The following is a 24,094-nucleotide window of genomic DNA, read 5'->3' on the forward strand; positions in this document are numbered from 1 at the left end:
ATGCAGCTCACTTTCATGTCACTTGCCCATGCGGCGCATGTAGCGGCGGGAGATCTGACGGGCAATGAGGTTGAGTCCCATGACCAGGATGATGAGGGTAATAGCGGCTCCCCACACCACCGGGGTATCGACGCCGCCCTGGGTGTAAGCGTTAGTGATGACGGTCGGCAGCGTCGCGAAGTTTGGTGTTGACGGATTAAAGGTCCACTCGGTGTTGAACTGCAGCAACACGATCAGCGGAGCCGTTTCGCCCATAACTCGAGCTAAGCCCAGCACGATACCGGTGAGGATGCCAGTCATGGAGGTTGGCAAGACGACCTTCATGATCGTTTTCCATTGGGAGACGCCCAGGGCGAAGGAGGCCTCACGCAAAGAGTCTGGCACGAGCTTGAGCATTTCCTCGGTTGATCGCAGCACCGTCGGAACCATGAGGATCATGAGGGCCAACGAGGAGGCCCACGCGGATTGGGTGCCACCGAAGGTGGTAACGACTACGGCGAAGACGAAGAGGGCCGCGACGATTGAAGGTACACCGGTTAGCACGTCGACGGCGAAGCTAATGACCTTGGCGATCTTAGTTCCGCGGGCGTACTCGACTAGGAAGATCGCGGTCATCAGAGCGATCGGTACCGAGATAATCGATGTAATAAGGCCAATTTCAAGGGTTCCGACGATAGCGTGGATGGCGCCCTGCTCGGCCAAGTCGAAGGAGGGATCCATCGAGTGGGTCCACCACGACGCGTGGAATAGTGATCCGATGCCGCGCCGGACGGCCGCGAAGAGCAGCCAGGCCAGTGGGATAACAGCCAGTACGGTGGCCACGATCATGAATATTGAGGCGCAGCCGCTCTTGATAGTCCGTTTACCAGACGGGCGGGAGAGATCTAGCTGTCCGGGCGTGTTGTCGCCATGGTGGGTGATGTGGTCAGGGGTGGTGGCGCTCATCGCTTAACCCCCTTCGCCGCAATCAACCGGGCAGTCGCGTTGACCACGAAGGTAATGACGAGCAGGGCCAGGGCCGACGCCACGAGGGCACCCAGCGAGGTGGGATCGCTAATGGCCTCGGAGAAGTTACCGGCAATCTTCGACGCGAATGTCTCACCACCGACGAAGATCGACAGGTTGAGGTTCTGTTTGAGCGCCATGGGGCTCATCGTCTGCAGGATGAGGGTGACAGCCAGGGTCTCGCCGAGGGCGCGTCCTAGACCCAACATGGATCCGGAAATGATGCCGGACCGCGAGTGGGGGAGCACTGCAAGCTTGATGACCTCCCAGCGCGTCGATCCGAGGGCGAGCGCGGCCTCGACTTGATCATGGGGCGTCTGGGCCATGACGTCGCGGCTAACAGCAGTGATAATTGGCAGGATCATGATGGCCAGGACGAGACTGGCAAGGTAGACCGTGCCAGTAGCCGAGGACCACGACGGATCCTCGGAAAAGATCGGAATCCAGCCGAGCGCTTTGATTATGGCCCCGCGTAAACCGTTGATGATTCCCGACGATCCGAAGACGATGCCGCCCCACAGACCGAAGACGATCGAGGGGACTGCCGCCAGCAAATCGACGACGAACGCGACCGGGCTAGCGAGCTTCCTGGGTGCGAGTTGGGTGATAAACAGAGCGATGCCCACCGAGAGTGGCACTGCGATGAGCAGGGCAAGCAGGGATGAGATGACTGTCGTCCATAGCAGGGCCTGGATACCAAAGGCCGGCGGGTTCTGATCCGTTGTCCAAGCCCGGGACGTGAAAAAGTTATCGGTGTTAGCCAACAATGTTGGGGCTGCCGTCTTCATGAGGAAGACGAACATCAGGATGACGATGATGGTCAGGGCTATGGCAATAACCGACGAGGCGCCAGCGAAAATCGTGTCCCCGACCCGCGACACCGGCTTCATGCGGGATGCCGCCGTGGGTTTCCGCTGTGCCGGCGATGTGGTTTCAGCCATGGGCTTCCTTCGTCGCGATCATGGTCGTGTCGTGGTGAGGGGCGGGAAGACGACTGGCGTCCTCCCGCCCCGGCGCGCCGGGGCGCTTGTCCCCGGGCAGAGAGTCAATCAGGAGAGGGCCTGGGCGGAACCCAGAACCTTCGAAGCAACGTCGGAGGGTAGCGGAGCGTAACCAAGGTCCTGGATCTTCTTCTGCTCCCTCTCAGAAGCGTAGAAGGACAGGAAGTCCTTCAAGAGCGCGGCCTTGCCGGAGTCCTGGCCCTTGGAACAAGCGATCTCGTAGGTTACGAGAACGGCCGGATACACGCCCGCCGGGGTGTTCTTGTACTGGAGCTCGAGCTGCAGGTCATGGCCCTGCCCTACGACCTTAGCGGCCGAGACGGCCTTACCGGCAGACTCACCGGTCAGCTTGACCGGACCGTTTCCGTTATCGATGGCGGCCATGTCGAGGCTGTTCTTTGTAGCGTAGGACCACTCGTCGTACGAGATCGAGTTCTTGGTGCTCTTGACAGCCTGGGCGATGCCGGCCGACTTATCGGCGCCCTTGCCCGCACCTTTCCATGTCTTGGAGTGCTTCTCAGTCCAGATGTCACCGGCCGCCTTGTTGAGGAACTTGGTGAAGTTGTCGGTGGTGCCCGACTCGTCCTTGCGGTAGAACACCTCGATCTGGGCCGATGGCAGCTTGGCCTTCGGGTTCTCCTTCTTGATGGCGTCGTCGTTCCAGTTTGTGATGGCGCCGGAGAAAATCTTGGCGAGGGTCGCGGTGGAGAGGGTCAGATCCTTGACGCCGTCGATGTTGTAGACCACGGCAATCGGGCCAGCAGCCATCGGGAGGTGCCATGGGTCGGCGTTGCAGCGCTGCTTGGCCTTATCGGGCTCCCCCTTGTCAGCGTTGAGGACGGAGTCAGAACCGGCCCAGTCGGTCTGCTTCCCGATGAAAGACTTCACGCCAGCGCCGGAGCCGGTGGGGGAGTAGTTGACGGTTGCCGAGGAACAGGCAGCCTTGTAGTCGGAAATAACTTGGTTGATGGCGTTCAGCTGAGCCGAGGAACCCGCACCGGAGATGCTGCCACCGGGGCAGGCGGGCTTGAACGAGGCAGCGTCAGCCGAGGAACCGCTGGGCTGGGCGGCGGAGCTGGCAGTCGAGGTGGTCTTGGAGGACGAGGCAGAACTGGAACCCTTGTCACCATTGACACCACAAGCGGTGAGGGAGATGGCGCTGATAGCAGCCAGGGCAGTGATTTTGGCGAAACGATTCACGGCACATCCTTCTTCGAGTGATGTACTGGGGCCGCCGTTGCGGTCCTTGGTACAGGGATGACGTTAGGGTTTGGAAATGTCGCAGGGATCGCGTCAAGGTGAACGCAACGTGAACACCGTCGCCACTTTGACCGAAGGAAATCGCCTAAGACGCAGTTTGTGACCTGCTGGTTTAGTACCGTGACGAATGCCACTCTTGGCGGATTGTGCGTCCCGTTTCATCGAGGTGAACAATCAGGCACTCCGCAGTTGACATAGGGCGATTCGCCCCGCCAAGGGCATCTCGCATCGTCGGCAGTACCGGGCGATGGCCACAAATGGCAATTGGTTGGTTGGGGTTTGCCAACGCGCGGCCAATAATTTTTCTCATAGCTGACGCCGTCTTGTGGGGGTCGGCTTCGTGTATCTCCTCGCTCAGAGCATCAAGCCCGGTGATCTGCGCTCCAATGGTGTCGGCATACGGCTGAAGAGTTTGCATACATCGCGTCGATGATGAGCTTGCAAGGCGGGCCACCCCAAAAGCGCTCAGCAAGTCGGCCAAGGCCTTGGCCTGACGGCGACCGCGCCTTTCCAACGGGCGTGTGGCGTCTTTGCCGTGTCTCTTACGGGAGTTCCACTCTTTGCGTGAGACAGCTTTACCATGTCGTACCAGGATGATTGTTGACGTCGACGGCAAGTCGAGGGCCTCCTCGAGCACCTGGACGTCGGTGGGATAGGTGAGGCGCTCAAGAGCCTGGTCGGTTGGCATCCAGAAGGCGCCATCGATCTCCTCAGGACTGGCTGTCGCATTCTCAATGGACCCTCCGATGGCGACCCCTAGCCACCAGGAGACGACTTTGGCGCGCGACTTTGGCTTGCCGTCACGTGTGGAGTATTTGACGGTGTACTCGATGGGTTGCAGAGGCATCGTCAACCGGATATTAATGCCGGTTTCCTCGGCCACTTCGCGCACTGCAGTGGTAGGAAGATCCTCGCCAGGCTCGAGTTTTCCCTTAGGTAGGGAAAGGTCGTCGTAACTGGGACGATGGACGACGAGTACTTCACGAGCCCCGTCATCAATGTCGCGTAGCACGACGGCGCCGGCTGCCTGGATAGGCCCCTTGTGTCCCCCCATCTCGGTTTCACCGCCTCCTGTCGCGGGTGCGTCGGATGAGTTCTTCTTGTAAGTCAGATAGGGGGATGCCATCCGGTCCGCGTGACACCTCGATCCAAGTGCGATCCTGCAGGTGCCACGACACCGTACCTGGGTCGAAGGCCATGTCGAACATCTCTTCAACCTCCGCCACGTGCTGCTTGTTGGACAAGCCGACAAGGGCTTCTACCCGGCGGTCCAGGTTGCGGTGCATGAGATCGGCTGAGCCGATTGCCACCATCGGGCGACCACCGTTGGCGAACCAGAAGATGCGGGAGTGTTCTAGGAACCGGCCCAGGATAGAGATGACCCGGATGTTCTCACTGAGCCCGGGAACCCCTGGTCTGATAGAGCAAATACCACGTACCCACAGGTCTACTGGAACACCGGCGCGGGAGGCGCGGTAAAGGGCGTCGATGACGCGCTCATCGACGATGGAGTTGACCTTGATCCGCACTCCGGCAGGCAACCCAGCCTTCTTATTGTCGATCTCGTGCTCAATCGCGTCGATGATGCCGCTCCGGATGCTTTCAGGGGCTACCAGGAGACGGCGGTAACGTTTCTCGGCCGTCATCCCGGACAGGTGATTAAACAGCCTCGCGACGTCTTCGGTAATGATCGGGTTGGAGGTTAGTAGACCGAGGTCCTCGTACTGGCGAGCCGTCTTGGGGTTGTAGTTTCCGGTGCCGATGTGGGCGTAGCGGCGCAACCCTTCGCCCTCGTCGCGGATTACCATGGCCAACTTGCAGTGGGTCTTGAGGCCCACCATGCCGTAGACGACGTGGACTCCGGCCCGTTCCAGCAGTCGGGCCCAGGTGATGTTGGCCTGTTCGTCGAACCTCGCCTTAATCTCCACGACCGCCAGCACCTGCTTGCCAGCCTCGGCGGCATCGACGAGGGCGTCAATGATGGGGGAGTCGCCGGAAGTGCGGTACAGGGTTTGTTTGATGGCCAGCACCTGGGGGTCTTGAGCAGCTTGCTCGATGAACCGCTGCACGCTGGTGGCGAAGGAGTCGTAGGGGTGATGGACGAGCACGTCGCGACGACGAATCGCGGCAAACATGTCGGCTGGGCGAGCCGTCTCCACCTTGGCCAAGTGCGGGTGCGTGATGGGCAGGAAGTTCGGGTAGGACAGATCGTCGCGGTCGACATCGGCCAGCGAGAACAGGCCGGTCAGGTCCAGCGGGGCCGGCAGCCGGAAGACCTCCTTGTCCCTGATGTCAAGTTCACGGGTGAGTAGCTCGAGCATCTCTGCGGAAATGTCGTCCTGGACCTCCAATCGCACCGGAGGGCGGCCCACTTTGCGGCGCAGCAGCTCCTTCTCGAGAGCGAACAGCAGGTTCTCGGCGTCATCCTCCTCGACCTCGAGGTCCTCGTTTCGAGTGACGCGGAAGGTGGTGTGTTGCAGCACGTGCATGCCGGTGAACAGTTGGTCTAGGTGACGACTGATGATTTCCTCTAGCGGAAGGAATCGTCCCTCGCCCAGGTTGACCAGCCGAGGCAGCACCGACGGCACTTTGACCCGAGCGAACTGCTCTGCGCCAGTAATGGGATTCGCCAGCATAACGGCCAGGTTGATCGATAGGCCGCGAATGTACGGGAAGGGGTGGGATGGGTCGACGGCTAAGGGGGTAAGAATGGGGAAAATCCGTTCCGAGAACAAGGTGCGCATGCGGCCCTTTTCGTCATCGGACAACTCGGCCCAACGCAGGATCTCAATGCCTTCATCGACCAGCCCGGGGCGCACCTCCTCAGCGAATACCCGAGACTGCTCAGAAACTAGGTCATGGGTGCGGGCCAGAATGGCGTCGTGGAGCTCACGGGGTAGCATCCCAGCGACGGAGGGTACGGCGACTCCAGCGTCGATACGACGTTTGAGACCGGCGACTCGCACCATGAAAAATTCATCGAGGTTGGACGAGAAGATGGCCAGAAACTTCGCTCTCTCGAGCAGAGGGATGCGCTCGGCGTCCCGCGCAAGATCCAGCACCCGTTCGTTGAAGGCGAGCCACGATAGCTCACGATCGCTATAGCGACCCTCCGGCAGCTCGTCGGGAGAAGACGGGGAAGTCCCGGGGGTGGGTTTCTTGGCCATGGACACACTCCTTGGAGATTCGTCCGCTCACCATTGGGTGAGCGCAGCTGCATTCAATCTATCGGACGGAGTCCGCTTGCAGGGCGTGCAACTTTCAGTTGGCCCTACCGTCCGAGCGAATTTAACGTTCCGCCTGGAATCGGTAGCCCACCGACCGCACCGTTTGGATGTGGCCTTCGTACTCTGGGCCGACTTTGGCGCGCAGGCGACGGATATGGACGTCTACGGTCCGGGTACCACCGTAGTAGTCGTAACCCCACACGTCCGATAACAGGAGGTCTCGGGTAAGTACTCTACCGGGGTGTCCGACGAGGTACTTCAGCAGCTCGAACTCGGTGTAGGTGAGGTCAAGGTCCTTGTCCCCGACACTCGCTGTGTACCCGTCCTCGTCGACGGTGAACGGTCCTGCCACGAGTTGGTTAGTGACTTGGATCGTAAACAGACAGCGAAGCCGGGTCTCGGCTTCTGACGGGGTTGCCGAATCGCACAGGAAGTCGTCCATTCCCCAGTCGGGGCTGATGACCGAGAGAGTGTCGGAGCCGACCAACAGCAGGACCGGCACTCGTCTCTCGTGACAGGACAGCCGCAGACAAGCCTCGCGCGCCTTGGCCGGTTCGTCGTGGCAGTCGACGAGCACGACGTCGACCCCTTCCAGATGAGACATGCACTCCTTCAGGTCGTCGTAGCGAGAGATGCTGTGCGGTAACAGTTCCAAGGCCTGAGGCAGCGGGGCATCCAATGGACCCAGTAAGGACAGTCGTGCCATCCGGATGCCCTCCCATGCTGAAATCGCGTTGTTCGAGATCGCGTCGTCAACGATGTCGCATCCCATCATCCCACGGGCGACCGAGCCGTCTCACAATATCGGCACTACGATTTGTGTCGTGACGAGGATGCCTGACGAGTGGTTCCGTCCGGATGAGGAGGAGTCCGGGCCGGGCGAACCCTGCCCGGCGGAGAGCGTTGAGGGGCCTCAAGAAAGCGAGAATCTGCCTTCTCGTCATGCGGACTCCGAGGAGACCCCGATCTCCTCAACGACTAGCGGCACAATTCGCGTCCTGACCGATGACACCGGGCCGAGTGTGGTGGTTGGTCACGCCCGTGCTACTGGCGCCTCGGCGTCCTCACATCGCTGGCATTTCCCGATCTGGATCCTGGGGGTGGCTGCTGCGCTAGTCGTCGGATTGGTGCTAGGTACCTTCATCACCCAGTCCCGTGACAGCACCGGCGCGGCGCAAGTCGCCCCTAGGGCCCTGGTGCCTGCGTCGACCTCCACAGCAGACATGCCATATCAAGGGAAGGTCAAGGCGATTAGCGGTGTGAAAGCCACGGCATCGTGCGTGTCCGACCCTGCGGTTGGCTCTCGGCATGAATTGGTTCGCTATGACGCTAAGTACGTGGTCGACGACAAGCCGGAGACGGCGTGGCGGTGCAACGGTTCGGGCGAGGGGCAGCAGATCACCCTCACTCTGCCCCACCCCTCCCGGATTGTTGGTGTGGGGATGATCAACGGCTATGCGAAGGTGTTCGGAAACGTCGACCTCTATCCGCAATACCGCCGTGTGCGCACGGTGCGCTGGACGATGCCTGACGGGACGTGGTTCAACCAGGATTTCACCGATGACGATCAAGATCTGCAGAAGGTCATGATCGCCCCACGTACCGTCAAGGGGGACATCACCCTCACCATCATCGCGTCGACTCAACCTGGTTCGCTCGGCGAGCCCACCCGGGACTCGGTGCTCATCTCATCGGTGCAGTTGTACGAGGAATCTTGAGTTGTACGGATTGTTCAGTGCCAATCATCGGTGTCGATGAGAATCGTCATCGGGCCGTCGTTGACTAGACCCACCTTCATATCGGCACCGAAGATTCCGGTCTCGACGTGGGCTCCCAAGCTGCGTAGGTGGGTTACGAAGTGGTCCACCAGCGGCTCAGACACCGGCCCGGGTGCCGCAGCACTCCACGACGAGCGGCGCCCCTTACGGGTACTGGCGTAGAGGGTGAACTGGCTGACGACGAGCAGCGGGGCATTAAGGTCGCTGGCAGATTCCTCCTCGGCCAGGATGCGCAGCCCCCACACTTTCTCGGCCAGTTTTTCGGCCGTGGTGGCGGTGTCGGTACCGGTGACCCCGACGAGCACCACCAGCCCGGGAGTCGTCAGTGATCCGACCGTCCGGCCCTCGACGACGACCTCGGCACTGGTTGCTCTCTGTATGACGACCCGCATGGAATCGAGTCTACGCAGCTGACCTCGTAGAATCGTGGCGTGGCTGAAGCTGATCTCGTGGTTCTGGTGACCGTTGCGGTGGTGGGTGCCGTGTTACCGCTGGTTGCTGTGACCAGGGCTCTGATCGCAGCTTGGCGAGGCTGAGCACGGCCATCGCTCCGTCTTTCCCGAAAATCTACGACGACACGAGGACCCATGCCTTTCCAGATTCCTGACGACCTGAATCGTGATCTCATGCCCTTGGCCTGGATGATCGGCCACTGGGAGGGGGAGGGACACGGAAACACTCCAGACGAGGGTGAGTTCAGTTTCGGGTGCCAGGTCGACTTCACTGACAATGGTGGGGACTACTTGCACTACATCTGCCAAACGTTCACCATGAATCCCGACGGCACCCCGGCCGCACCGTTGCGCATGGAGACCGGTTTCTGGCGTCCCAACGTCGACACTCGCAAGGTCGATGTCCTGATGGCTGCTCCGGAGGGCTGGGCCGAGGTGTGGACCGGGAACATCGATGGCGCCAAGATCGAGCTGGCCACCGACGCGGTGGCTCGTACTGAAGAGGCCCTGGTGCCCTACACCGGCGGGCAGCGTCTCTATGGTCAGGTCGAAGGCGATCTGTTGTGGACCTTCGACCGGGCCACCGTCGATGCCCCCCTGCAGCCCTACATGTGGGCTCGCCTTAAGAGGTCTTGAGATGTCTGATCCGGTATTGCTGACCGACGGTCCGGACACCGGTCTGGTCTCCCACATGAGGAACCCGATCGCTGAGCAGCGCCTGATGGTCGACGGAGGTGGGAGCGTCGAGCTATCCAATCGCGAGGTGCTGGCAATCTCCGGTGTCGACCGGCTGGGCTGGCTGCACTCTTTGACGTCACAGTTCCTTGACGGCATGGAACGGGGGCGCACTACGACGAGCCTCGTATTATCGCCGACCGGCCATGTTGAGCACGTCTTGCACGGCGTTGATGATGGCCAGACCTTTTGGGTCTGGACGGAGCCGAGTCGCGGGGCTGATCTGGGGGCGTGGCTGGACTCCATGCGCTTCATGATGAGGGTCGAAGTTGCGTTGCGCCCGGACATGACCGTCCGATGGTTCGGCCATGACGTCGCCGTTCCCGATGGCGTGGTCCTCGACTCGGAGGTGGCCGGTGGACACGAGGTGATCCTACCCGTTGACGCCGAGATCCCTGGGGATGCCGATCCGGTCGGGGTGCTGGCCTGGGAGGCGTTACGGATTGCTGCTGGCATTCCGCGGATTGGGCTGGATACCGACGATCGAACCATCCCTAATGAGATTGGTCTCTACGGCACTCATATGGACAAGGGATGTTACCGCGGCCAAGAGACGGTTGCCCGGGTGTACAACCTGGGGCGCCCGCCGCGTCGGTTGACTCTGCTGCAGCTCGACGGCTCCCGCGCCGAACTTCCCGAGGTCGGTGCCGACATCCACGCTGGTGGGCGTCGGGTCGGGGCCATGGGGTCGTCCGCCAACCATGGCGTCGACGGTCCGATCGGTTTGGCCCTAGTGCGTCGTGGTGTCGATGTCGGTCTGGAGCTGGAAGTCGACGGAATCGCGGCGGGTCAGCAGCCCCTCGTCGATCCTGAAGTTGGCTTGCACGTCCGTCCGGTAATGTGAGTCTGTGCCCCTGTGCCCACCAGGGTCGAGGAGGAAGTACGTGAAGAAGGATTATTTCAACCGCACCCAGAAATTGGTAACGGTCATCATTGACGCTACCGTTTTCGTGGTCGGCATCTTTTTGTCATTCTGGATGCGTTTCGGAATGGTCATTCCGCAGCGAAACCTAGATGACGGAAAAGCCGCGCTTACGGCGTCGGTTATTGCGTTCCTTATTATCAATGTCTTGTCTGGCGTTTACGTCCTGTATAACAAGACATTGTTAGATATAGGAATTATCACGGTTGTTGACCAGGTCATGGTGACTATCGTGATTATGGCGTTGACATTCTTTGGGCGATGGTTTGCCTTCCCGCGTTCGGTCCTCCTCATTAACCTGGTGGTCGGCATCGTCTTGCTCCTTGTGTGGCGCAGTGTCGAGGTTGTGGCCTATCGCCGTCTGCGAGGGGCTAAGCGGGTAATGTTGCTTGGTCCGCCTGAGATGCTCAACCGGGCCGTCATGAACTACATGGCGAATAAGGCGACCCGTCATCGTCTTACCCATGTGGTGCGTGGCCATTACCTGGAGCAGATTCGATCTCATATTAACGAGTTTGATACTGCCCACGTTTCTGACGATATTCCGTCCTCTGAGCGAGTCGCTATTTATGATCTGCTGTTGAGTGAGGACAAGGAAATCTTCATGTCCACCTCGTTTGAGCATATGATGCTCATCAATCCGACAATAATGTCGATTGAAGATGAGACGATCATTGCTGCGAGTCCATTTAAAATTCCAGCAGAAATGGATATTGTCAAAAGGTTCTTTGACATTTTGCTGTCGCTGATCGCCCTGGTCGTCGCGTCGCCAATCATGTTCGTCACCGCGATCCTGGTGAAGGCCAGCTCTCCCGGTCCGGTCTTCTACCGCCAGACCCGCATCACCAAGGACGGACGCGAGTTCAAGATCCTCAAATTCCGTTCCATGGGTGTGACGGCCGAACAAGAATCCGGTCCCATGTTGGCCACCACCAATGATCCGCGCGTCACCACAGTGGGCAAATACTTACGTAGCCTGCGCATCGACGAGATCCCGCAGCTCATTAACGTGCTCATCGGCGACATGTCGATCGTTGGTCCTCGCCCCGAACGACCCTTCTTCGTCGACCAGTTCCAAGAGCAGAATGCCCACTACACATTGCGGCACAATGTGCGCGCCGGCATCACTGGGTACGCGCAGGTCTACGGCAAATACGCTTCAGACTTCGCCGCCAAACTCAACTTCGACCTTATTTACATTAAGCAGTACTCACTTGTTCTGGACGTCAAGATCATGATCCAGACCATCAAAATCCTCTTTGACAAGGTCTCTTCGCGAGGCGTTGACGAGACAGCTGAGCCCGACGAGAACATCCACCTGCCCGCGGAGGTCCAGCAGCTGAACTGACGGGCAGGGGAGCCCTCCTGAATCAGGACTCGCGTGCCACCTTGTACTGGGCGGCCTGGGCGCGAGGACGGACGATCATTTGATCAATGTTGACGTGGCTGGGCAGCCCAGAGATCCAACGTACGCATTCGGCAATGTCAGCGGCGACCAGGGGAGAGTCGACCCCCTGGTAAACCTTGTCAGCTTTGGCCTGGTCGCCGTGGAAACGTACCAGGGAGAACTCCTCGGTGTGCACCATGCCGGGGCTCACCTCGCACACCCGCACCGGATGGCCACATAGTTCTAGGCGCAGGGCTTCGACAACAGCTCTCTCGCCAGACTTAGCAGCACAGTATCCGGCACCGCCCTCGTAACCCCATTCAGCGGCGGTGGAGGTGATGGTGACGATGGTGCCTTCAGCAATTTCGAGCGCGGGCAGGAGAGCCTTGGTGACCCGCCCCATGCCTAGCACGTTGGTTTGGTACATCGTCGTCCAGGCATCGAGGTCAGCCTCAGTGACGGGTTCCTGACCGACGGCGCCACCAGCATTGTTGACGAGGAGATCGACCTTGCCGCCGACAGTCTTGACGAGGTTGGCGACAGACTCGTCGCTCGTCACGTCGCATACTACGGCTTGCCCACCGATCTCGGCGGAGAGTGGCTCGATGCGCTCGACTCGGCGGGCTGCACAGATGACGTGCCAGCCATCGTCCGCTAAAGCGCGGGCCGTGGCCGCGCCGATTCCCGAACTTGCTCCTGTGACCACTGCAGTTTTAGTCATGGCCCCATTGTCCTCCCCCGCGGAGCATGCTAAAGCCCCCTCTGCGGGGGCTTTAGCGGATTGAGGATCATGTATCAGCTGACAAGAACCTCGACACTCGGGTCAGCTAGCTCCAGGGCGGCCGTGCGGGCCTCTTCTGGGCTGCAAGTGGCCAGAGCGGCGTCGGCGATTCGGCGGCACTGCTCTAGGCTATGACGAGATAGGGCCGCCTTGACGGCGGTGATCTTGCCGGCGGCCATCGAGAGCGAACGGACTCCGACGCCCACGAGGACCAAGGCCAACAGAGGATCACCAGCAGCCTCTCCGCACACGCCAATAAGCCGCTCGCCAGCTCCATCACAAGTGGCTTTGACCAGCTGAATGACGGCGGGCTGCCACGGCGTCAAGAGTTCGGCCAACTCGCCTTGCAGGCGGTCAGCGGCCATTGCGTACTGGGTGAGGTCGTTAGTGCCAATGGAGGCAAAATCTACCGACTCCAGTACCTGGGACGACCGTAGAGCCGTCGAGGGCACCTCGACCATGATGCCTACGGTCTTGATACCGGCGGCACGGGCACGAGAGGAGAACCACTCGGCTTCTGCCTTCGTGGCGACCATCGGGGCCATCACGTACGGGTCACGACCTGTCTGCTCAGCAGCCTTGGCGAGTGCCTCCAGCTGGGCGTCGATGAGGTCGGTGCGCACCTGGGACAGACGCAGCCCGCGACGTCCTAGGGCCGGGTTTTCCTCAGCGCCCAGGTCGGCAAACGCCAACGGCTTGTCGGCTCCGGCGTCTAGGGTACGAAAGACAACCTTGGCGCCCTCATCAAAGGTCTTAAGTACGGTGGCGTACGCCTCAGTTTGCTCGTCAATAGTGGGTGCGTCTTGCCGGTCCAAGAAGAGGAACTCGGTGCGGAACAGGCCGACTCCCTCGGCGCCTTTCTTCTTCGCCGTGGGGGCGTCGGAAGGGTTGCCGATGTTGGCGAGTACGAGGATGCGTTCGCCGTCAGACAGTGTGGCGTCGCCGTCAGGGGCTGATGCCAACACCTCGGCACGGCGATTGGCACGCTCGGTGAGCTCGGAGACGGATGCCTCGTCGGGCTCGACAAGGACCGTGCCGGTGACACCGTCAAGGGCTAGCGGAGTGCCATCTTCAATGTCACGAGCCTCGCTACACCTCACCACAGCGGGAATACCGATCTGGGAGGCCAGAATAGCGGTATGGCTTGTCGGGCCGCCAGCCGCAGTGATGAGACCACGGACCAGCTCTGGGTTGAGGGTCGCAGTGTCAGCCGGGGCGAGATCTTCCGCGACGAGAATCACTGGCGAATCAAAGGAGGGAACACCGGGCTCAGGCAGTCCTTGCATGACGGCGACCGCGCGATCGCGGACGTTGCGCAAGTCGGTGACGCGTTCGGCGAGATAGCCGCCAGCTGCGCTCAGCTGAGCGCAGAAATCCTCAAAGGCTGCCCACAACGCGTGGGCCGGACCATGCCCGTCGGATAGGTGGGACTTGACGCTGGTAAGCAGCCCGGGATCGCGAGCCATCATGGCAGTGGCCTGCAGTACTGCAAGAGCCGACGGATCGGCGTGAAGGGAACGCTCATCGAGACGATCAGCAACCTTGCCGAGGGCAGCCTCAACCTTAGCCAGGTCTGCCTCTGCGCCTCGGCTGGGATCTGAAGCGGGCAGTCCGGGGGCGGGGGAGACGACAAGCGCGTGGGCCTGTCCGACTCCTGCCGAGACCCCGAGCCCCGAGAGGGTCCGCATGGGATCAGGCCTCCGGGTCGGTTTGCAGGTTCGCAACGAGGGCATCAAGCACCTCGTCGGCGTTATCACCCTCTGCGGTCAATTCGACGGTCTCGCCGTGCTTGGCGCCAAGCCCCATCACCGACAAAATTGAGCGGGCATCCACCGGCTCTTCGCCAGGGCGTCCGATCTTGACGGCCAGGCCGGACTTCGACGCCGCCTGAACGAACATAGCTGCGGGACGGGCGTGCAGGCCGCTTTCGGCTGCAATAGTGGTGGTGCGGCTCGGCATGATTGCCTCCTTGGTGGGCTGAAAATGTCAGGGACGACGATAGCCGACTGCGCGATGATACGACGTGGTGGGTCGGGGCCGATAGAGTGCCAACCATGGTTGATGAGCACACCCCGCCGGTCGTCGCGGTTGTCGTCGCAGCCGGTCTGGGGACACGATTCGGCGGTCCGGTTCCCAAGCAAGTTACCTCCCTGACCGGAAAGGCCGTCGTCGCTGTTGCTGTGGAATCCCTAGCTGCTGGCGGTTGTGACGAGGCCGTTGTCGTCGTGAAGGAGGGCATGCACAACCACTTACAGCTAGCCCTAGCTGCATCTCCGATACCGGTTCACTTCGTTACTGGGGGCAATACGCGCCAGGAATCGGTACGCAACGGGCTGAGGTTTATCGCTCAACATCATCGGTTGAGCGACGCTACAACGGTGCTCATTCACGATGCAGTGCGTCCGCTGGTACCGGCATACGTCGTAGAGAGTGTTATCGTGGCCGTGGAGAATGGAGCTGTTGCCGTGACTCCGGTGGTCGATGTGGTCGACACCATACGTCAGGTTGACGGAGACACGTCGTCGGTCGTTGACCGTTCGACCCTGCGTGCTGTTCAGACCCCCCAGGGATTTAAACGGGACATCATCACTGAATGTCACGAGCAGCTATCTATCGAGGGCGGTTCGGTGACTGACGACATTTCGTGTTGTGAGCGATACGGCCACCATGCCACCTTCGTCGAAGGCTCCAGAATGTCCCTCAAGATTACTGAGCCGGTCGATCTCGACGTCGCAGAGGTGTTTGCGAAAGCGGCTGCCGGTGCCGGGCGTCATTCGGGACGTCGTATTGGCAGGATGCTGCATGCTGTCAAGCCGTCTACCGTTGCTAGGAAATTGGGTCGCGGGAGTCGGCGGTGATAGAAATCCGAACGGGGATCGGGACGGATGTCCATCAGTTAAGCGCGGGCGTGCCGATGCATGTTGCCGGGCTTTCTTTCCCTGATGAGACGGTTGGGCTAGTCGGTCATTCTGACGGTGACGTTGCCTGCCACGCCATATGCGATGCGCTGTTATCGGCAACCGGACTGGGTGACATTGGCTCAATATTTGGCACCGCGGATCCGCAGTGGGCTGGGGCGGCTGGTGTCGCCTTACTTGGTCATGTGGTAGCTCTCGTCACCGGGGAAGGATGGACAATCCAGAACGTCGCGGTGCAGGTTGTTGGTCAGAGACCGCGTATGGCCGCTCGCAGGGCCGAGGCGGAGGCCGCCCTGGCACAAACCGTCGGGGCTCCGGTTTCGGTGTCGGCGACGACGACCGATCACTTGGGGTTTACCGGACGTGGTGAGGGAGTAGCGGCGATTGCATCAGCCCTTGTCACTCGAGGGCTCAAAGGTGAGGATAGCTCCCTGATCCGGTAGCTGCGGTGGTGGCCCGGACATCTTGATAGCTCCAGCAAGTAACGATTGGTCGGGGGAGTTGAAATACAACACGACGTGGCCGAGGTCGCCCAGGTTTGATGTTGCGGTTTCTCCGACCTCATCGATGGTGTAGCGAGTGTCAGCGAAATTGAGGACATCTCCGGGGAGCAGCTCGCGTTGAGGGGCCAGCGGGGAACGACCACCGCGATTGTGAATTACGCAAATATCAGACAAGGCATCGGGCACAGGCTCTCCGAACAGCACGATGACTCCGGTATCCAACATGTCCTGGGCGCCTTTGCCGATGCGGAGCACTACGGCATTCCACAATGTGCTGGACGTAGTCGTCATGGCGGACCCCCTTGAGTATGGACTCTGTGCCCTTCACGGCACGGTACCATCACCGTCAGTCTCTTAAGGTGCCATGATCGTAGCGGACCAACCCCCAACGAAGCAGGTAAAAGGGGTGCGTTTAACATCGTGTAAGGAAGCCCTTGGTAGACCACATCCAAGGAGCGACGAAGTTTCCCAGAGGAGGAGTGGTCACCATGATCGAGAAGAAGATTCTCGTCTGCTGTGGCACTGGTACTGCGACGTCAGTGCAGGTCGCCAACAAACTTCAGCGGTTGCTGCGTGAGCGTGGGATCAACGCCCGGATGGAGCACTGCCGTGTCGCGGAAGTTCCGCGGGTGGCTGAGAGGTTTAGCCCTGACGCGATCGTCTCAACGACCGCAGTGAAGCAGCCCACCGAGAACGTCAAAATGTTCCGCGGCGTTGCATTTCTTACCGGTGTTGATGAAGGGCAGTTGGCAGACGAGATTGCGAACGCATTGAAATCGTGACGATTCCGTGACAGGCGACAAGGCATGAGAAACGGGGATTCACCCGAAGTGTGGTGAATCCCCGTTTTCGCAGTGAGAATGAATCAGGAGGCGAGAACCTCGTCGAGCATTTCCTCAGCCCGGTCATCAGCTACCTTTTTGGCGAGGGCTAACTCAGACACCAGGATCTGACGAGCTTTCGAGAGCATCCGCTTCTCACCGGCGGACAGACCGCGGTCACGTTCGCGGCGCCACAGGTCACGGACGACCTCGGCAACTTTGAGAACGTTGCCAGAATGGAGTTTTTCAAGGTTGGCCTTGTAACGGCGAGACCAGTTGGATGGCTCCTCAACATTGGTCTTACGAAGGACCTCGAAAACATTTTCGAGGCCCTCGTCGTCAACGACGTCACGAACGCCGACAAGGTCAAGATTGCTGGCTGGCACTCGCACAACCAAATCATTTTGTCCGAGAATCCTCAGAACGAGGTAGAGCTTTTCCTCGCCTTTAATAGTGCGAGTCTCGATATCTTCGATCACGGCAGCGCCATGATTCGGGTAGACAACGGTTTCACCAACGTTGAAAGTCATTTATGCGGCCCCTTTCGGGAGTTAAGTATATCACATAATAATAGTTGAGGTCAATATTAATTTTGTACGAACGTCCTCAATAGCGTTACGGTGCGCCGACCTCATTGGTTGAAGGCCTTACACATGAACCCGGGGTTCCTTGGCGCTGCCGATGGGTCGCCTTGCTCTGGCGGATGAGGCTCTCATGGACGCCGATTCGGCTAAACTCAACGACGATATGCACCTTGGAAGAGGAGATTCTACGATGATCGACCGTCGCCGGACGACTGCTGTCCTTGCTGCTGTCGGGGTCCTTGGTGTGGCAGCTTGTGGCGCCGATCCTAAGGTCCTTACCAGTTACACTCCGGCGGCTGGTGTCAATGGCAAGTCCGCCACCGTCAAGGTGCAGAACCTGGTGCTCATCAATGGCGGCGGTCAGGCCCGTGTATCCGCCGCAGTTGTTTCTCGCAAAGACGACAACATTGTCGGGATTACGGGGGAGCCGCTCACGTCGAACAACTCTCTATCCGGGCGGTCCTTCACCATGAGGACGCTGAACGTCAAGCTTCCGGCCCAAACGTCGGTGAACCTCACTCAGTCCAAACTTCAGGCCCCCGTTGAAGGGCTGTCGAACGGGCTATTGGCCAAGGTGACGATCAAGTTCGCGAGCTCAGCGCCGATTACTCTGGATGCCCCAGTGGTGTCGTCCACCCATCCGGACTTTGCGGAGTACGCTTCTTCAGGAATTCCGTCGGCTCGGTCCTAATCAGCTGAATACACCATTCCTGCGTGGTGTTGCTTTCCTGGGTGGTGATGCTTTAGGCCTGAAACTTGTAGCCCAGTCCGCGTACGGTGGTGATGCGCACCGGACGGGATGGGTCATCTTCAATCTTTGCGCGCAGCCTTTTGATGTGCACGTCAAGAGTTTTAGTGTCGCCAACATAGTCGGCTCCCCACACTCGGTCGATGAGGGAGGCTCGGGTCATGACGCGTCCTGCATTGCGCAGCAGCACCTCAAGCAGGTCGAACTCTTTGAGGGCAAGTCGCACTACCGTCCCCTCGACGCTGACCTCGTGCCGCTCGACGTCCATCCTTACCCCGCTCTCCTCGAGAACATCGGGGGAAACTTCTACTTCGGGGCTGCCACGACGAGTCACAGCGCGGATGCGCGCGACCAATTCTCGGTGGCTAAACGGTTTGGTGACGTAGTCGTCGGCTCCGAGCTCCAGCCCGACAACCTTGTCGATCTCCGAATCTCTAGCCGTCACCATGATGATCCCGACATTGCCGCGCTGGCGTAGCTGACGGCAGACTTCGGTCCCTGGAAGCCCCGGCATCATGAGGTCGAGCAGCACGATGTCGGCACCGTTGCGCGAGTAGATTTCGAGGCCATCAGCGCCATTGGCGGCAGTGTTGACCTCAAATCCCTCTTTGCGCAGCATGAAGGCGGTGGCCTCGCGATAGGACTCTTCGTCCTCGATGATGAGTACGCGGGTCATGACTCCTCCTGATCGGATTCGTTGTGGTGATCAACGTCGAGGGTTGGAAGTCGAAGGGTGAACGTGGACCCCTGGCCCAACTTGCTCCACACATCGACAGATCCCCCGTGCGCCTGGCAGGTGTGCTTAACCAGCGACAATCCCAGACCGGTTCCACCGTTTTCCCTGGAACGGGAGTAGTCCACCCGGTAGAACCGTTCGAAAATACGCTTTTGGTCGGCCTCGCTAATACCGATTCCGTTGTCGGCGACGGCGATCGCGATGACGTCGGTGTCGACGTCACGGACTCGCCGGGCGGAGACCGCTACCCGGACCTTTGGCTCGGAATAGACGATGGCGTTGTGAACAAGATTGGCGACTGCTTCGGTGAGCTGGCTTTGATCCCCGAGGACCCACAGGTCGTCGTCGCAGCGCACTACTAAGGACACCTCTCGATTGGCAGCTTGTTCGCGGTGGCGTGAGACGGCCTCGTCAATGACGTCTGCGACGGCCACTGGTTCGGCGCGCAGTAGTGGTTCGTCGGCTTGTAGCCGGGATAAGTCGATGATCTGGGTGACGAGGGCAGACAGTCGCGAGGACTCTGCTGTCAGCCGCTGGGAGAAATGTCGGATGGCCTCCGGGTCATCAGCTGCACCTTCGATGGCCTCGGCGAGGATAGAGACAGCACCGATGGGGGTTTTCAACTCGTGAGAGACATTGGCAACGAAGTCTCGGCGGGTCTCGGCCAGCCTGACATGTCGCGAGCTATCACTGGCAGCGATAATGGCGTTGCCGTGATCATCGAGAGGGCCGGCTCGCACGGTGAGAATGAGGTCGGCCCCCGTGGATGCCCGTTTCATCTCCATGGTGTCGACGATGTCGCGCCCCTCGCGCCGGGCAGTGCGCACCAGTTTGAGCAGAGTCTCATTAGCGATACGTGAACCGCGTACGAGTTCCATCGATCGCGCACCCAATGTGGTGTGGAGAACCTCGTCATGCGGTCCGACGATGACGGCTGCCTCGGTGGTTAAGTCGAGAGCTCGGGCGAGGGCCGAATTTACCTCGATAGCCTCGATGTCGGTGGCGAGGGTGTCTACGGGATGACGAGACGACTCCACCACGCGGCTCATGAGGACCATCAATCCAGCGCCGACGACGGCACCAATGATCGCTGACAGAATCATGCCCACAGTTCGCATAATAGGGGGATGATCGTCATGCTTGTCACCCGCGTGTCACGAAGGGTTGGCGAGGTTACTGGCCGTTCACTTAAGGTTCACGGTGGCGCTACACGGGAGAAATGTCTTAGTCGACAAGGTCGATAGGCTTGGCTGCACCCCACTATGGAAGGACACCGGCATGCGTGAGAGCTATCACGACGAGCTCAATGCCACCAGCGGCAGAATTCTGACGATGGCGGAGCTGGTTCGGGTTGCCGTCAAAGATGCCACGGCGGCTCTCATTGGTGCGGACCTGACTACCGCTGAGCGTGTTATCTCTGACGACTCCAAGGTCGATTCCCTGAACGAGGAGATCGAGCGTCGTTGTTTTGATCTGCTGGCCCGTCAAGCCCCAGTGGCCGGCGAGTTGCGCACCATTGTCGCGATGCTACGGATGTGTTATGAGCTCGCACGTATGGGCGATCTTGCTGCCCACGTCGCTAAGATTGCCCGCCTTCGTTTCCCCGAGGTTGCGGTGCCTCCGCAGGTCGCTGACCAGTTCGTCGAGATGTCGAAGATTGCCGACTCCATGATTGGCAAGGCTGAGAAGACTCTTGCCGATCGCGACGCGGAGGCTGCCGAATCTCTGGCGTCTGAGGACTCCAAGATGGATGATCTGCGACGCGATCAGTTCCGTCTGTTACTGGGCGACGACTGGACTTACGGGGTGGAGAGCGCCGTCGACACCGCTTTGTTGGGCCGCTACTACGAGCGTATCGCCGATCACGCCGTGGCCGTCGGTTCCCGTGTCATCTACATTGTCACTGGTGAGGGCCCCGCTGGTGAAGACTGGCCGAGCGCGTACTGATCAATCTGCCCCTCACGTCGGCGTTTCCCGTCGGTGTGAGGGGTTTGCCGTGTCGCAGTGAGAATGCCTTGTACTGAGTACATACAATTGGGGCGATTAATGTGTCGTGGTACACGGCTGATAATTCTCAGTGAGGTCTTGTCATATGGCTTTTGCCTTCCGTAGCAAAACGATAGCTGGCGCTGTCGTTGTCGTCACTACCGTTTCGATGGCCATCGCCGGGTGCGCGAATAGTGATCCAGAGTCTGCTAGCTCCCCGTCGAAATCGGGTGTGAGCTCGGCCCAGTCATCTTCGCAGCCGTCGCCGTCGAAGAGCCCCATCGCGAAGCCCAGCATCTCCAGCGGCGCTAGTGCCCCGGCGGGGTTGCCGAGCGGTCCGGTGCCCGCCGGCGCATTCGGTGTTGGTGCGGCCGTCACCAAGCCCGCCTGCGCCGAGCCGCCGTCGAATTACTCCCCGCTTAAGGTTCCGGGTACTGTCGTCAAGGATATCGACGGTCTGGAGGCGGGGACGAACCACGGCAGGGCTGCCGACAAGTATGTTTACTCGGCTTCGGTGGTGAATCAGTGGTTGGAGAAGCCTTCCACCCAACCCAAGAACAAGAAGATCGTTTTCGTCACTTTTGACGACGGTCCAACGACCAAATTCACCGGCGAGCAGCTGGATAATCTGGAGAAGGCAGGTGCTCGTGCCACCTTCTTCATGATCCCCCCGCAAATGCGTGACGTGGGCAAGAACTTGCTCAGCCGCTCGCTCAAGATGGGCAATGCGCTGGCCATCCACTCGTACTCCCACGACTACAAATACCTGTACCACGGCAGGGCTGCGGACAAGGCTAAGCACATCGGTTGTGACTGGGACTGGGCAATGGCTCAGAGTCGTGCCATCCTCGGGTCGAATTACTTCTCTTCGGCCTTCCGCTACCCGGGCGGCCACATGTCCTGGACTAATCTGTCTCAGGCTGACGCTGCACTAGCTAAGCGCGGGGTCGGCTGGATCGATTGGAACGCGATGAGTGGAGACGCTGACGCCCAGCGTCCCACGACTGTTCCTGGATATCTTCAGATGGTCAAGAAGAGCATTAAGGAGTCCAATAACCCGAACGTCGTGGTGATCCTCAATCACGACACCTACGGCAAACAGATGACGGCTAAAGCCATGCCCTCCATCCTCGCGTGGCTCAAGAGCCAGGGTTACGAGTTCGGCGTTATCGCCTAAATTTCTAGCTCCATGCACCTCGACGGTGCCCCCGATATTTCTGGGGGCACCGTCGAGGTGCATCAAGCAGCTTCAGCGGCCTGCGGTTTCAGCGGCCTGCGGGCAGGCTTACTTGTTTCCCTGGTTAGCGACTGCCTTGGCACCGGCGGCAGCGGCCTCAGGGTCGAGGTAGCGGCCCCCCTTAGTCACGGGCTTGAGGTTGTCGTCAAGCTCGTAGAACAGCGGGATACCGGTCGGGATGTTGAGGCCGGCGATGTCCTCGTCACTGATCTCGTCGAGGTGCTTGACGAGGGCGCGCAGGGAGTTACCGTGAGCAGCCACGAGCACCGTCTTGCCGTCCTTAAGGTCGGCAGCAATATCAGAGGTGAAGTACGGCACCATGCGGGCCACGACGTCTTTGAGACACTCGGCGACCGGACGCTCGGACTCCGGGATGTCGGCGTACCGCGGGTCATGGAACTGGCTGAATTCGCTGTCGCGGTCAAGGTCCGGTGGACGAACATCGTAGGAGCGACGCCAAGCCATGAACTGGTCGTTGCCGTACTTCTCCTTGGTCTCAGCCTTGTTGAGACCCTGCAGCGCACCGTAGTGACGCTCGTTGAGGCGCCAGGAACGATGCACCGGGATCCAATGGCGGTCGCAGCCGTCAAGGGCTAGGTAGGCGGTATGGATAGCACGACGTAGCAGCGAGGTGTGGACGATATCGGGCAGGAGGTTTTCCTGCTTGAGCAGGTCGGCGGCGTGACGAGCCTCGCCCTCGCCCTTCTCGTTGAGATCGACGTCCACCCAGCCGGTGAAGAGGTTCTTGGAGTTCCATTCGCTCTCGCCATGGCGGAGCAGGATGAGCTTTGCAGTCATGGTTCCACCATAGTGTGTCTGGGGAATATTATTTGCGTCCCCTACCCCATCCGCGGGATTACAGTCGTTATGTCCCTCGGTAGTTAGATCCGGTGATCTCGGCGTTCGCCCTGACACAACACCGTCAGTCTTCTACCGTTGCGAGGACATCCGGGAGTGTATTCGCGACCTCCGCGTGGTTGCCGTGCAGCAGAATGCGGTACGACGACTCGTCTTGGATGAGTGTGATGACAGCTCCGAGCATGTCGATTTGATTGCCGGGGTCAGTGACTAGGGGCCAGATGCTGAGCTGGACGTCGAGGTTGCGCTCGGGATCGTCCATGGCGTGGAAGGTTGTCGATGCACTATTGCGGTATACCAGTAGCCCCGGGGAGATGACGTGTTCGGGATCGATGTGCGGAATAGCGATGGACACGTAGCCGAAGTCAAGCCCGGTGGGGAATTTCTTCTCTCGTGCACTCACCGCGTTAAGGAATGTGGATTTCACCATGTTGTCAGCGGTGAGACGATCATTGACCTGGGCGTAAAGGTCATTCTGGCTGGTGGCCGTCACGTCGGCCACGATAAGACGGGGTGTAGGCATTGTTTTACTTTCCCATCGGGCTTCGACCGGTGACTTGTGTCCTTCGACACGTCCAGCGGTCCCGGACACCTTTGCGCGTCTGATCAGGGTGAGGTGGTCGGCTCATATGTTTGGTTCTGCCCGACAGTTCGAGGGACTAACCACGTTAGTTACGCACTTATGTGTATTTACGCCCATGAGGTAGACGACGGACAATGAGACGTTTTGCTTATTTTACCTGCAGCAATGACAGCTGGTGACCTGTCAGGCTTTGAGGTCGCTAGCGATCTGGTCTGCGAGTTCCTCGGCGCCAACACCGGTGAGCAGCGGCATGCCTCGGTAGACCTTGACCTCCTCATCTGGAGGGGTGATAGCGGTGGTGACGACGATGGCGTCAGGCTGGAATGTCGTCATTTGGGCGGAGACGTTGGCCGTTTTGCATTCCTTCATCGTCGCGGTGACGCCCCGATCACGCAGCATCCGCTGCAACTTGTTGGCCACTTGGACGGAGGTTGCGATGCCGGTGCCGCAGCAGACCAGAACCTTCTTGTTGACCATCAATGCCTCTCCTCACGTGGATGTCGAACCCACCTCGTCGGCCACTTCGGGGTGCGGCACGAAGGGGGCGACGATGCCCTCATACTTACCCACCA

Annotated in this window: 28 protein-coding genes; 10 read left to right on the top strand and 18 right to left on the bottom strand. The window is 59.8% G+C overall.

Annotated elements, in window-relative coordinates; translation table 11 throughout:
- Window positions 1-18 precede the first annotated feature (18 nt).
- The 6 genes from pstA to LRP59_RS03780 form a co-directional block, all read right to left on the bottom strand.
- Entirely contained in the window at window positions 19-945 is a 927-nt protein-coding gene (pstA, locus tag LRP59_RS03755) for a phosphate ABC transporter permease PstA (protein ID WP_148378498.1), read from the bottom strand.
- Window positions 942-1,946, bottom strand: coding sequence for a phosphate ABC transporter permease subunit PstC (gene pstC / locus LRP59_RS03760; protein WP_002513068.1), 1,005 nt, complete (start codon window positions 1,944-1,946; stop codon window positions 942-944). Before pstC ends, pstA begins: the two co-directional genes overlap by 4 nt.
- A 108-nt stretch (window positions 1,947-2,054) precedes the next feature.
- Window positions 2,055-3,206, bottom strand: coding sequence for a phosphate ABC transporter substrate-binding protein PstS (gene pstS / locus LRP59_RS03765; protein ID WP_002513069.1), 1,152 nt, complete (start codon window positions 3,204-3,206; stop codon window positions 2,055-2,057).
- A 172-nt stretch (window positions 3,207-3,378) separates the two neighbouring features.
- Window positions 3,379-4,320 carry an NUDIX hydrolase gene (locus tag LRP59_RS03770; RefSeq protein ID WP_002513070.1) on the bottom strand — a complete coding sequence of 314 codons (942 nt, stop codon included), beginning with the start codon at window positions 4,318-4,320 and terminating at the stop codon, window positions 3,379-3,381.
- Between the two features lie 7 nt (window positions 4,321-4,327).
- On the bottom strand, window positions 4,328-6,433 hold the full coding sequence (locus LRP59_RS03775; RefSeq protein WP_002513071.1) for an RNA degradosome polyphosphate kinase: 2,106 nt from the start codon (window positions 6,431-6,433) through the stop codon (window positions 4,328-4,330).
- A gap of 121 nt (window positions 6,434-6,554) precedes the next feature.
- The gene (locus LRP59_RS03780) at window positions 6,555-7,268 is read right to left on the bottom strand and encodes a response regulator transcription factor (protein ID WP_002513072.1); all 714 of its coding nucleotides are present in this window, start codon (window positions 7,266-7,268) and stop codon (window positions 6,555-6,557) included.
- A gap of 58 nt (window positions 7,269-7,326) precedes the next feature.
- Here LRP59_RS03780 and LRP59_RS03785 point away from each other — a divergent pair, with 58 nt between their 5' ends.
- Window positions 7,327-8,211 carry an NADase-type glycan-binding domain-containing protein gene (locus LRP59_RS03785; RefSeq protein WP_002521158.1) on the top strand — a complete coding sequence of 295 codons (885 nt, stop codon included), beginning with the start codon at window positions 7,327-7,329 and terminating at the stop codon, window positions 8,209-8,211.
- Window positions 8,212-8,225: 14 nt separating this feature from the next.
- Here the strand turns inward: LRP59_RS03785 and dtd are convergent, their stop codons facing one another.
- Window positions 8,226-8,663, bottom strand: a complete 438-nt coding sequence (gene dtd, locus LRP59_RS03790; RefSeq protein ID WP_148378501.1) for a D-aminoacyl-tRNA deacylase — start codon at window positions 8,661-8,663, stop codon at window positions 8,226-8,228.
- A 195-nt stretch (window positions 8,664-8,858) separates the two neighbouring features.
- Between dtd and LRP59_RS03795 the strand changes: the two genes are divergently transcribed.
- From LRP59_RS03795 to LRP59_RS03805, 3 genes are read left to right on the top strand one after another with little or no spacing between them, the layout of a single operon-like run.
- Window positions 8,859-9,359, top strand: coding sequence for an FABP family protein (locus LRP59_RS03795; RefSeq protein ID WP_002513075.1), 501 nt, complete (start codon window positions 8,859-8,861; stop codon window positions 9,357-9,359).
- 1 nt (window position 9,360) lies between these two features.
- Entirely contained in the window at window positions 9,361-10,302 is a 942-nt protein-coding gene (locus tag LRP59_RS03800) for a folate-binding protein YgfZ (protein ID WP_002513076.1), read from the top strand.
- Window positions 10,303-10,342: 40 nt separating this feature from the next.
- Window positions 10,343-11,728: a sugar transferase gene (locus LRP59_RS03805; RefSeq protein ID WP_002521160.1), complete on the top strand. Its 1,386-nt coding sequence runs from the start codon at window positions 10,343-10,345 to the stop codon at window positions 11,726-11,728.
- Between the two features lie 22 nt (window positions 11,729-11,750).
- On the opposite strand, the gene LRP59_RS03810 is transcribed toward LRP59_RS03805, so the two are convergent.
- From LRP59_RS03810 to LRP59_RS03820, 3 genes are all read right to left on the bottom strand, one after another.
- A complete protein-coding gene (locus tag LRP59_RS03810) occupies window positions 11,751-12,488 on the bottom strand; it encodes an SDR family oxidoreductase (RefSeq protein WP_002513078.1) in 738 nt (245 codons plus the stop codon).
- A gap of 74 nt (window positions 12,489-12,562) precedes the next feature.
- Window positions 12,563-14,236 (bottom strand): phosphoenolpyruvate--protein phosphotransferase, encoded by a 1,674-nt coding sequence (gene ptsP, locus LRP59_RS03815; RefSeq protein WP_002513079.1) that lies wholly within the window; start codon window positions 14,234-14,236, stop codon window positions 12,563-12,565.
- A gap of 4 nt (window positions 14,237-14,240) precedes the next feature.
- Window positions 14,241-14,507: an HPr family phosphocarrier protein gene (locus tag LRP59_RS03820; protein WP_002513080.1), complete on the bottom strand. Its 267-nt coding sequence runs from the start codon at window positions 14,505-14,507 to the stop codon at window positions 14,241-14,243.
- A 95-nt stretch (window positions 14,508-14,602) separates the two neighbouring features.
- Between LRP59_RS03820 and ispD the strand changes: the two genes are divergently transcribed.
- Both ispD and ispF read left to right on the top strand, forming a co-directional pair.
- Window positions 14,603-15,406, top strand: coding sequence for a 2-C-methyl-D-erythritol 4-phosphate cytidylyltransferase (ispD, locus tag LRP59_RS03825; protein WP_002513081.1), 804 nt, complete (start codon window positions 14,603-14,605; stop codon window positions 15,404-15,406).
- The gene (ispF, locus tag LRP59_RS03830; RefSeq protein WP_032496488.1) at window positions 15,406-15,909 is read left to right on the top strand and encodes a 2-C-methyl-D-erythritol 2,4-cyclodiphosphate synthase; all 504 of its coding nucleotides are present in this window, start codon (window positions 15,406-15,408) and stop codon (window positions 15,907-15,909) included. Before ispD ends, ispF begins: the two co-directional genes overlap by 1 nt.
- Here ispF and LRP59_RS03835 read toward each other — a convergent pair.
- Window positions 15,856-16,260, bottom strand: a complete 405-nt coding sequence (locus tag LRP59_RS03835; RefSeq protein WP_002513082.1) for a PTS glucitol/sorbitol transporter subunit IIA — start codon at window positions 16,258-16,260, stop codon at window positions 15,856-15,858. The two genes, ispF and LRP59_RS03835, sit on opposite strands and share 54 nt — an antisense overlap.
- A gap of 197 nt (window positions 16,261-16,457) precedes the next feature.
- On the opposite strand from LRP59_RS03835, the gene LRP59_RS03840 reads away from it, so the two are divergent.
- Window positions 16,458-16,751 carry a PTS sugar transporter subunit IIB gene (locus LRP59_RS03840; protein ID WP_002513083.1) on the top strand — a complete coding sequence of 98 codons (294 nt, stop codon included), beginning with the start codon at window positions 16,458-16,460 and terminating at the stop codon, window positions 16,749-16,751.
- An 83-nt stretch (window positions 16,752-16,834) separates the two neighbouring features.
- Here LRP59_RS03840 and LRP59_RS03845 read toward each other — a convergent pair whose 3' ends face one another.
- Window positions 16,835-17,320: a CarD family transcriptional regulator gene (locus LRP59_RS03845; protein ID WP_002517055.1), complete on the bottom strand. Its 486-nt coding sequence runs from the start codon at window positions 17,318-17,320 to the stop codon at window positions 16,835-16,837.
- Window positions 17,321-17,459: 139 nt separating this feature from the next.
- Here LRP59_RS03845 and LRP59_RS03850 point away from each other — a divergent pair, with 139 nt between their 5' ends.
- Complete coding sequence (locus tag LRP59_RS03850) at window positions 17,460-18,065, top strand: hypothetical protein (protein WP_011183657.1); 606 nt, start codon at window positions 17,460-17,462, stop codon at window positions 18,063-18,065.
- A 52-nt stretch (window positions 18,066-18,117) separates the two neighbouring features.
- Here the strand turns inward: LRP59_RS03850 and LRP59_RS03855 are convergent, their stop codons facing one another.
- Both LRP59_RS03855 and LRP59_RS03860 read right to left on the bottom strand, forming a co-directional pair.
- Window positions 18,118-18,798, bottom strand: coding sequence for a response regulator transcription factor (locus LRP59_RS03855; protein ID WP_002513086.1), 681 nt, complete (start codon window positions 18,796-18,798; stop codon window positions 18,118-18,120).
- On the bottom strand, window positions 18,795-19,976 hold the full coding sequence (locus LRP59_RS03860; RefSeq protein ID WP_002513087.1) for a cell wall metabolism sensor histidine kinase WalK: 1,182 nt from the start codon (window positions 19,974-19,976) through the stop codon (window positions 18,795-18,797). Before LRP59_RS03860 ends, LRP59_RS03855 begins: the two co-directional genes overlap by 4 nt.
- A 160-nt stretch (window positions 19,977-20,136) precedes the next feature.
- Between LRP59_RS03860 and phoU the strand changes: the two genes are divergently transcribed.
- Entirely contained in the window at window positions 20,137-20,805 is a 669-nt protein-coding gene (gene phoU / locus LRP59_RS03865; RefSeq protein ID WP_002513088.1) for a phosphate signaling complex protein PhoU, read from the top strand.
- A gap of 141 nt (window positions 20,806-20,946) precedes the next feature.
- On the opposite strand, the gene LRP59_RS03870 is transcribed toward phoU, so the two are convergent.
- The gene (locus tag LRP59_RS03870) at window positions 20,947-21,141 is read right to left on the bottom strand and encodes a hypothetical protein (RefSeq protein WP_002521165.1); all 195 of its coding nucleotides are present in this window, start codon (window positions 21,139-21,141) and stop codon (window positions 20,947-20,949) included.
- A gap of 43 nt (window positions 21,142-21,184) precedes the next feature.
- Here LRP59_RS03870 and LRP59_RS03875 point away from each other — a divergent pair, with 43 nt between their 5' ends.
- Window positions 21,185-22,021: a polysaccharide deacetylase family protein gene (locus tag LRP59_RS03875; protein ID WP_002533274.1), complete on the top strand. Its 837-nt coding sequence runs from the start codon at window positions 21,185-21,187 to the stop codon at window positions 22,019-22,021.
- A 108-nt stretch (window positions 22,022-22,129) separates the two neighbouring features.
- On the opposite strand, the gene LRP59_RS03880 is transcribed toward LRP59_RS03875, so the two are convergent.
- The 3 genes from LRP59_RS03880 to LRP59_RS03890 form a co-directional block, all read right to left on the bottom strand.
- On the bottom strand, window positions 22,130-22,879 hold the full coding sequence (locus tag LRP59_RS03880) for a phosphoglyceromutase (RefSeq protein WP_002513090.1): 750 nt from the start codon (window positions 22,877-22,879) through the stop codon (window positions 22,130-22,132).
- A gap of 124 nt (window positions 22,880-23,003) precedes the next feature.
- Window positions 23,004-23,462, bottom strand: coding sequence for a PTS sugar transporter subunit IIA (locus LRP59_RS03885; protein WP_002513091.1), 459 nt, complete (start codon window positions 23,460-23,462; stop codon window positions 23,004-23,006).
- Window positions 23,463-23,705: 243 nt separating this feature from the next.
- Window positions 23,706-23,999 carry a PTS sugar transporter subunit IIB gene (locus tag LRP59_RS03890; protein WP_002513092.1) on the bottom strand — a complete coding sequence of 98 codons (294 nt, stop codon included), beginning with the start codon at window positions 23,997-23,999 and terminating at the stop codon, window positions 23,706-23,708.
- Between the last annotated feature and the right edge of the window lie 95 nt (window positions 24,000-24,094).

This window comes from Cutibacterium sp. 37298 (assembly GCF_023838685.1).
Taxonomy (GTDB): domain Bacteria; phylum Actinomycetota; class Actinomycetes; order Propionibacteriales; family Propionibacteriaceae; genus Cutibacterium; species Cutibacterium acnes.

What these genes read in the sequence shown, in the direction of transcription:
- LRP59_RS03785 (WP_002521158.1), top strand. Translation starts at nt 7,327, where the DNA reads ATGCCTGACGAGTGGTTCCGTCCGGATGAGGAGGAGTCCGGGCCGGGC.
- ptsP (WP_002513079.1), bottom strand. Translation starts at nt 14,236, where the DNA reads ATGCGGACCCTCTCGGGGCTCGGGGTCTCGGCAGGAGTCGGACAGGCC.
- LRP59_RS03880 (WP_002513090.1), bottom strand. Translation starts at nt 22,879, where the DNA reads ATGACTGCAAAGCTCATCCTGCTCCGCCATGGCGAGAGCGAATGGAAC.
- LRP59_RS03870 (WP_002521165.1), bottom strand. Translation starts at nt 21,141, where the DNA reads ATGCTGGGCTTCGCGATGGGGCTCTTCGACGGCGACGGCTGCGAAGAT.
- LRP59_RS03890 (WP_002513092.1), bottom strand. Translation starts at nt 23,999, where the DNA reads ATGGTCAACAAGAAGGTTCTGGTCTGCTGCGGCACCGGCATCGCAACC.
- pstC (WP_002513068.1), bottom strand. Translation starts at nt 1,946, where the DNA reads ATGGCTGAAACCACATCGCCGGCACAGCGGAAACCCACGGCGGCATCC.
- LRP59_RS03840 (WP_002513083.1), top strand. Translation starts at nt 16,458, where the DNA reads ATGATCGAGAAGAAGATTCTCGTCTGCTGTGGCACTGGTACTGCGACG.
- dtd (WP_148378501.1), bottom strand. Translation starts at nt 8,663, where the DNA reads ATGCGGGTCGTCATACAGAGAGCAACCAGTGCCGAGGTCGTCGTCGAG.
- LRP59_RS03810 (WP_002513078.1), bottom strand. Translation starts at nt 12,488, where the DNA reads ATGACTAAAACTGCAGTGGTCACAGGAGCAAGTTCGGGAATCGGCGCG.
- ispD (WP_002513081.1), top strand. Translation starts at nt 14,603, where the DNA reads ATGGTTGATGAGCACACCCCGCCGGTCGTCGCGGTTGTCGTCGCAGCC.
- phoU (WP_002513088.1), top strand. Translation starts at nt 20,137, where the DNA reads ATGCGTGAGAGCTATCACGACGAGCTCAATGCCACCAGCGGCAGAATT.
- LRP59_RS03845 (WP_002517055.1), bottom strand. Translation starts at nt 17,320, where the DNA reads ATGACTTTCAACGTTGGTGAAACCGTTGTCTACCCGAATCATGGCGCT.
- LRP59_RS03775 (WP_002513071.1), bottom strand. Translation starts at nt 6,433, where the DNA reads ATGGCCAAGAAACCCACCCCCGGGACTTCCCCGTCTTCTCCCGACGAG.
- LRP59_RS03770 (WP_002513070.1), bottom strand. Translation starts at nt 4,320, where the DNA reads ATGGGGGGACACAAGGGGCCTATCCAGGCAGCCGGCGCCGTCGTGCTA.
- LRP59_RS03780 (WP_002513072.1), bottom strand. Translation starts at nt 7,268, where the DNA reads ATGATGGGATGCGACATCGTTGACGACGCGATCTCGAACAACGCGATT.
- LRP59_RS03835 (WP_002513082.1), bottom strand. Translation starts at nt 16,260, where the DNA reads ATGACGACTACGTCCAGCACATTGTGGAATGCCGTAGTGCTCCGCATC.
- LRP59_RS03800 (WP_002513076.1), top strand. Translation starts at nt 9,361, where the DNA reads ATGTCTGATCCGGTATTGCTGACCGACGGTCCGGACACCGGTCTGGTC.
- LRP59_RS03885 (WP_002513091.1), bottom strand. Translation starts at nt 23,462, where the DNA reads ATGCCTACACCCCGTCTTATCGTGGCCGACGTGACGGCCACCAGCCAG.
- pstA (WP_148378498.1), bottom strand. Translation starts at nt 945, where the DNA reads ATGAGCGCCACCACCCCTGACCACATCACCCACCATGGCGACAACACG.
- LRP59_RS03855 (WP_002513086.1), bottom strand. Translation starts at nt 18,798, where the DNA reads ATGACCCGCGTACTCATCATCGAGGACGAAGAGTCCTATCGCGAGGCC.
- LRP59_RS03795 (WP_002513075.1), top strand. Translation starts at nt 8,859, where the DNA reads ATGCCTTTCCAGATTCCTGACGACCTGAATCGTGATCTCATGCCCTTG.
- LRP59_RS03820 (WP_002513080.1), bottom strand. Translation starts at nt 14,507, where the DNA reads ATGCCGAGCCGCACCACCACTATTGCAGCCGAAAGCGGCCTGCACGCC.
- LRP59_RS03860 (WP_002513087.1), bottom strand. Translation starts at nt 19,976, where the DNA reads ATGCGAACTGTGGGCATGATTCTGTCAGCGATCATTGGTGCCGTCGTC.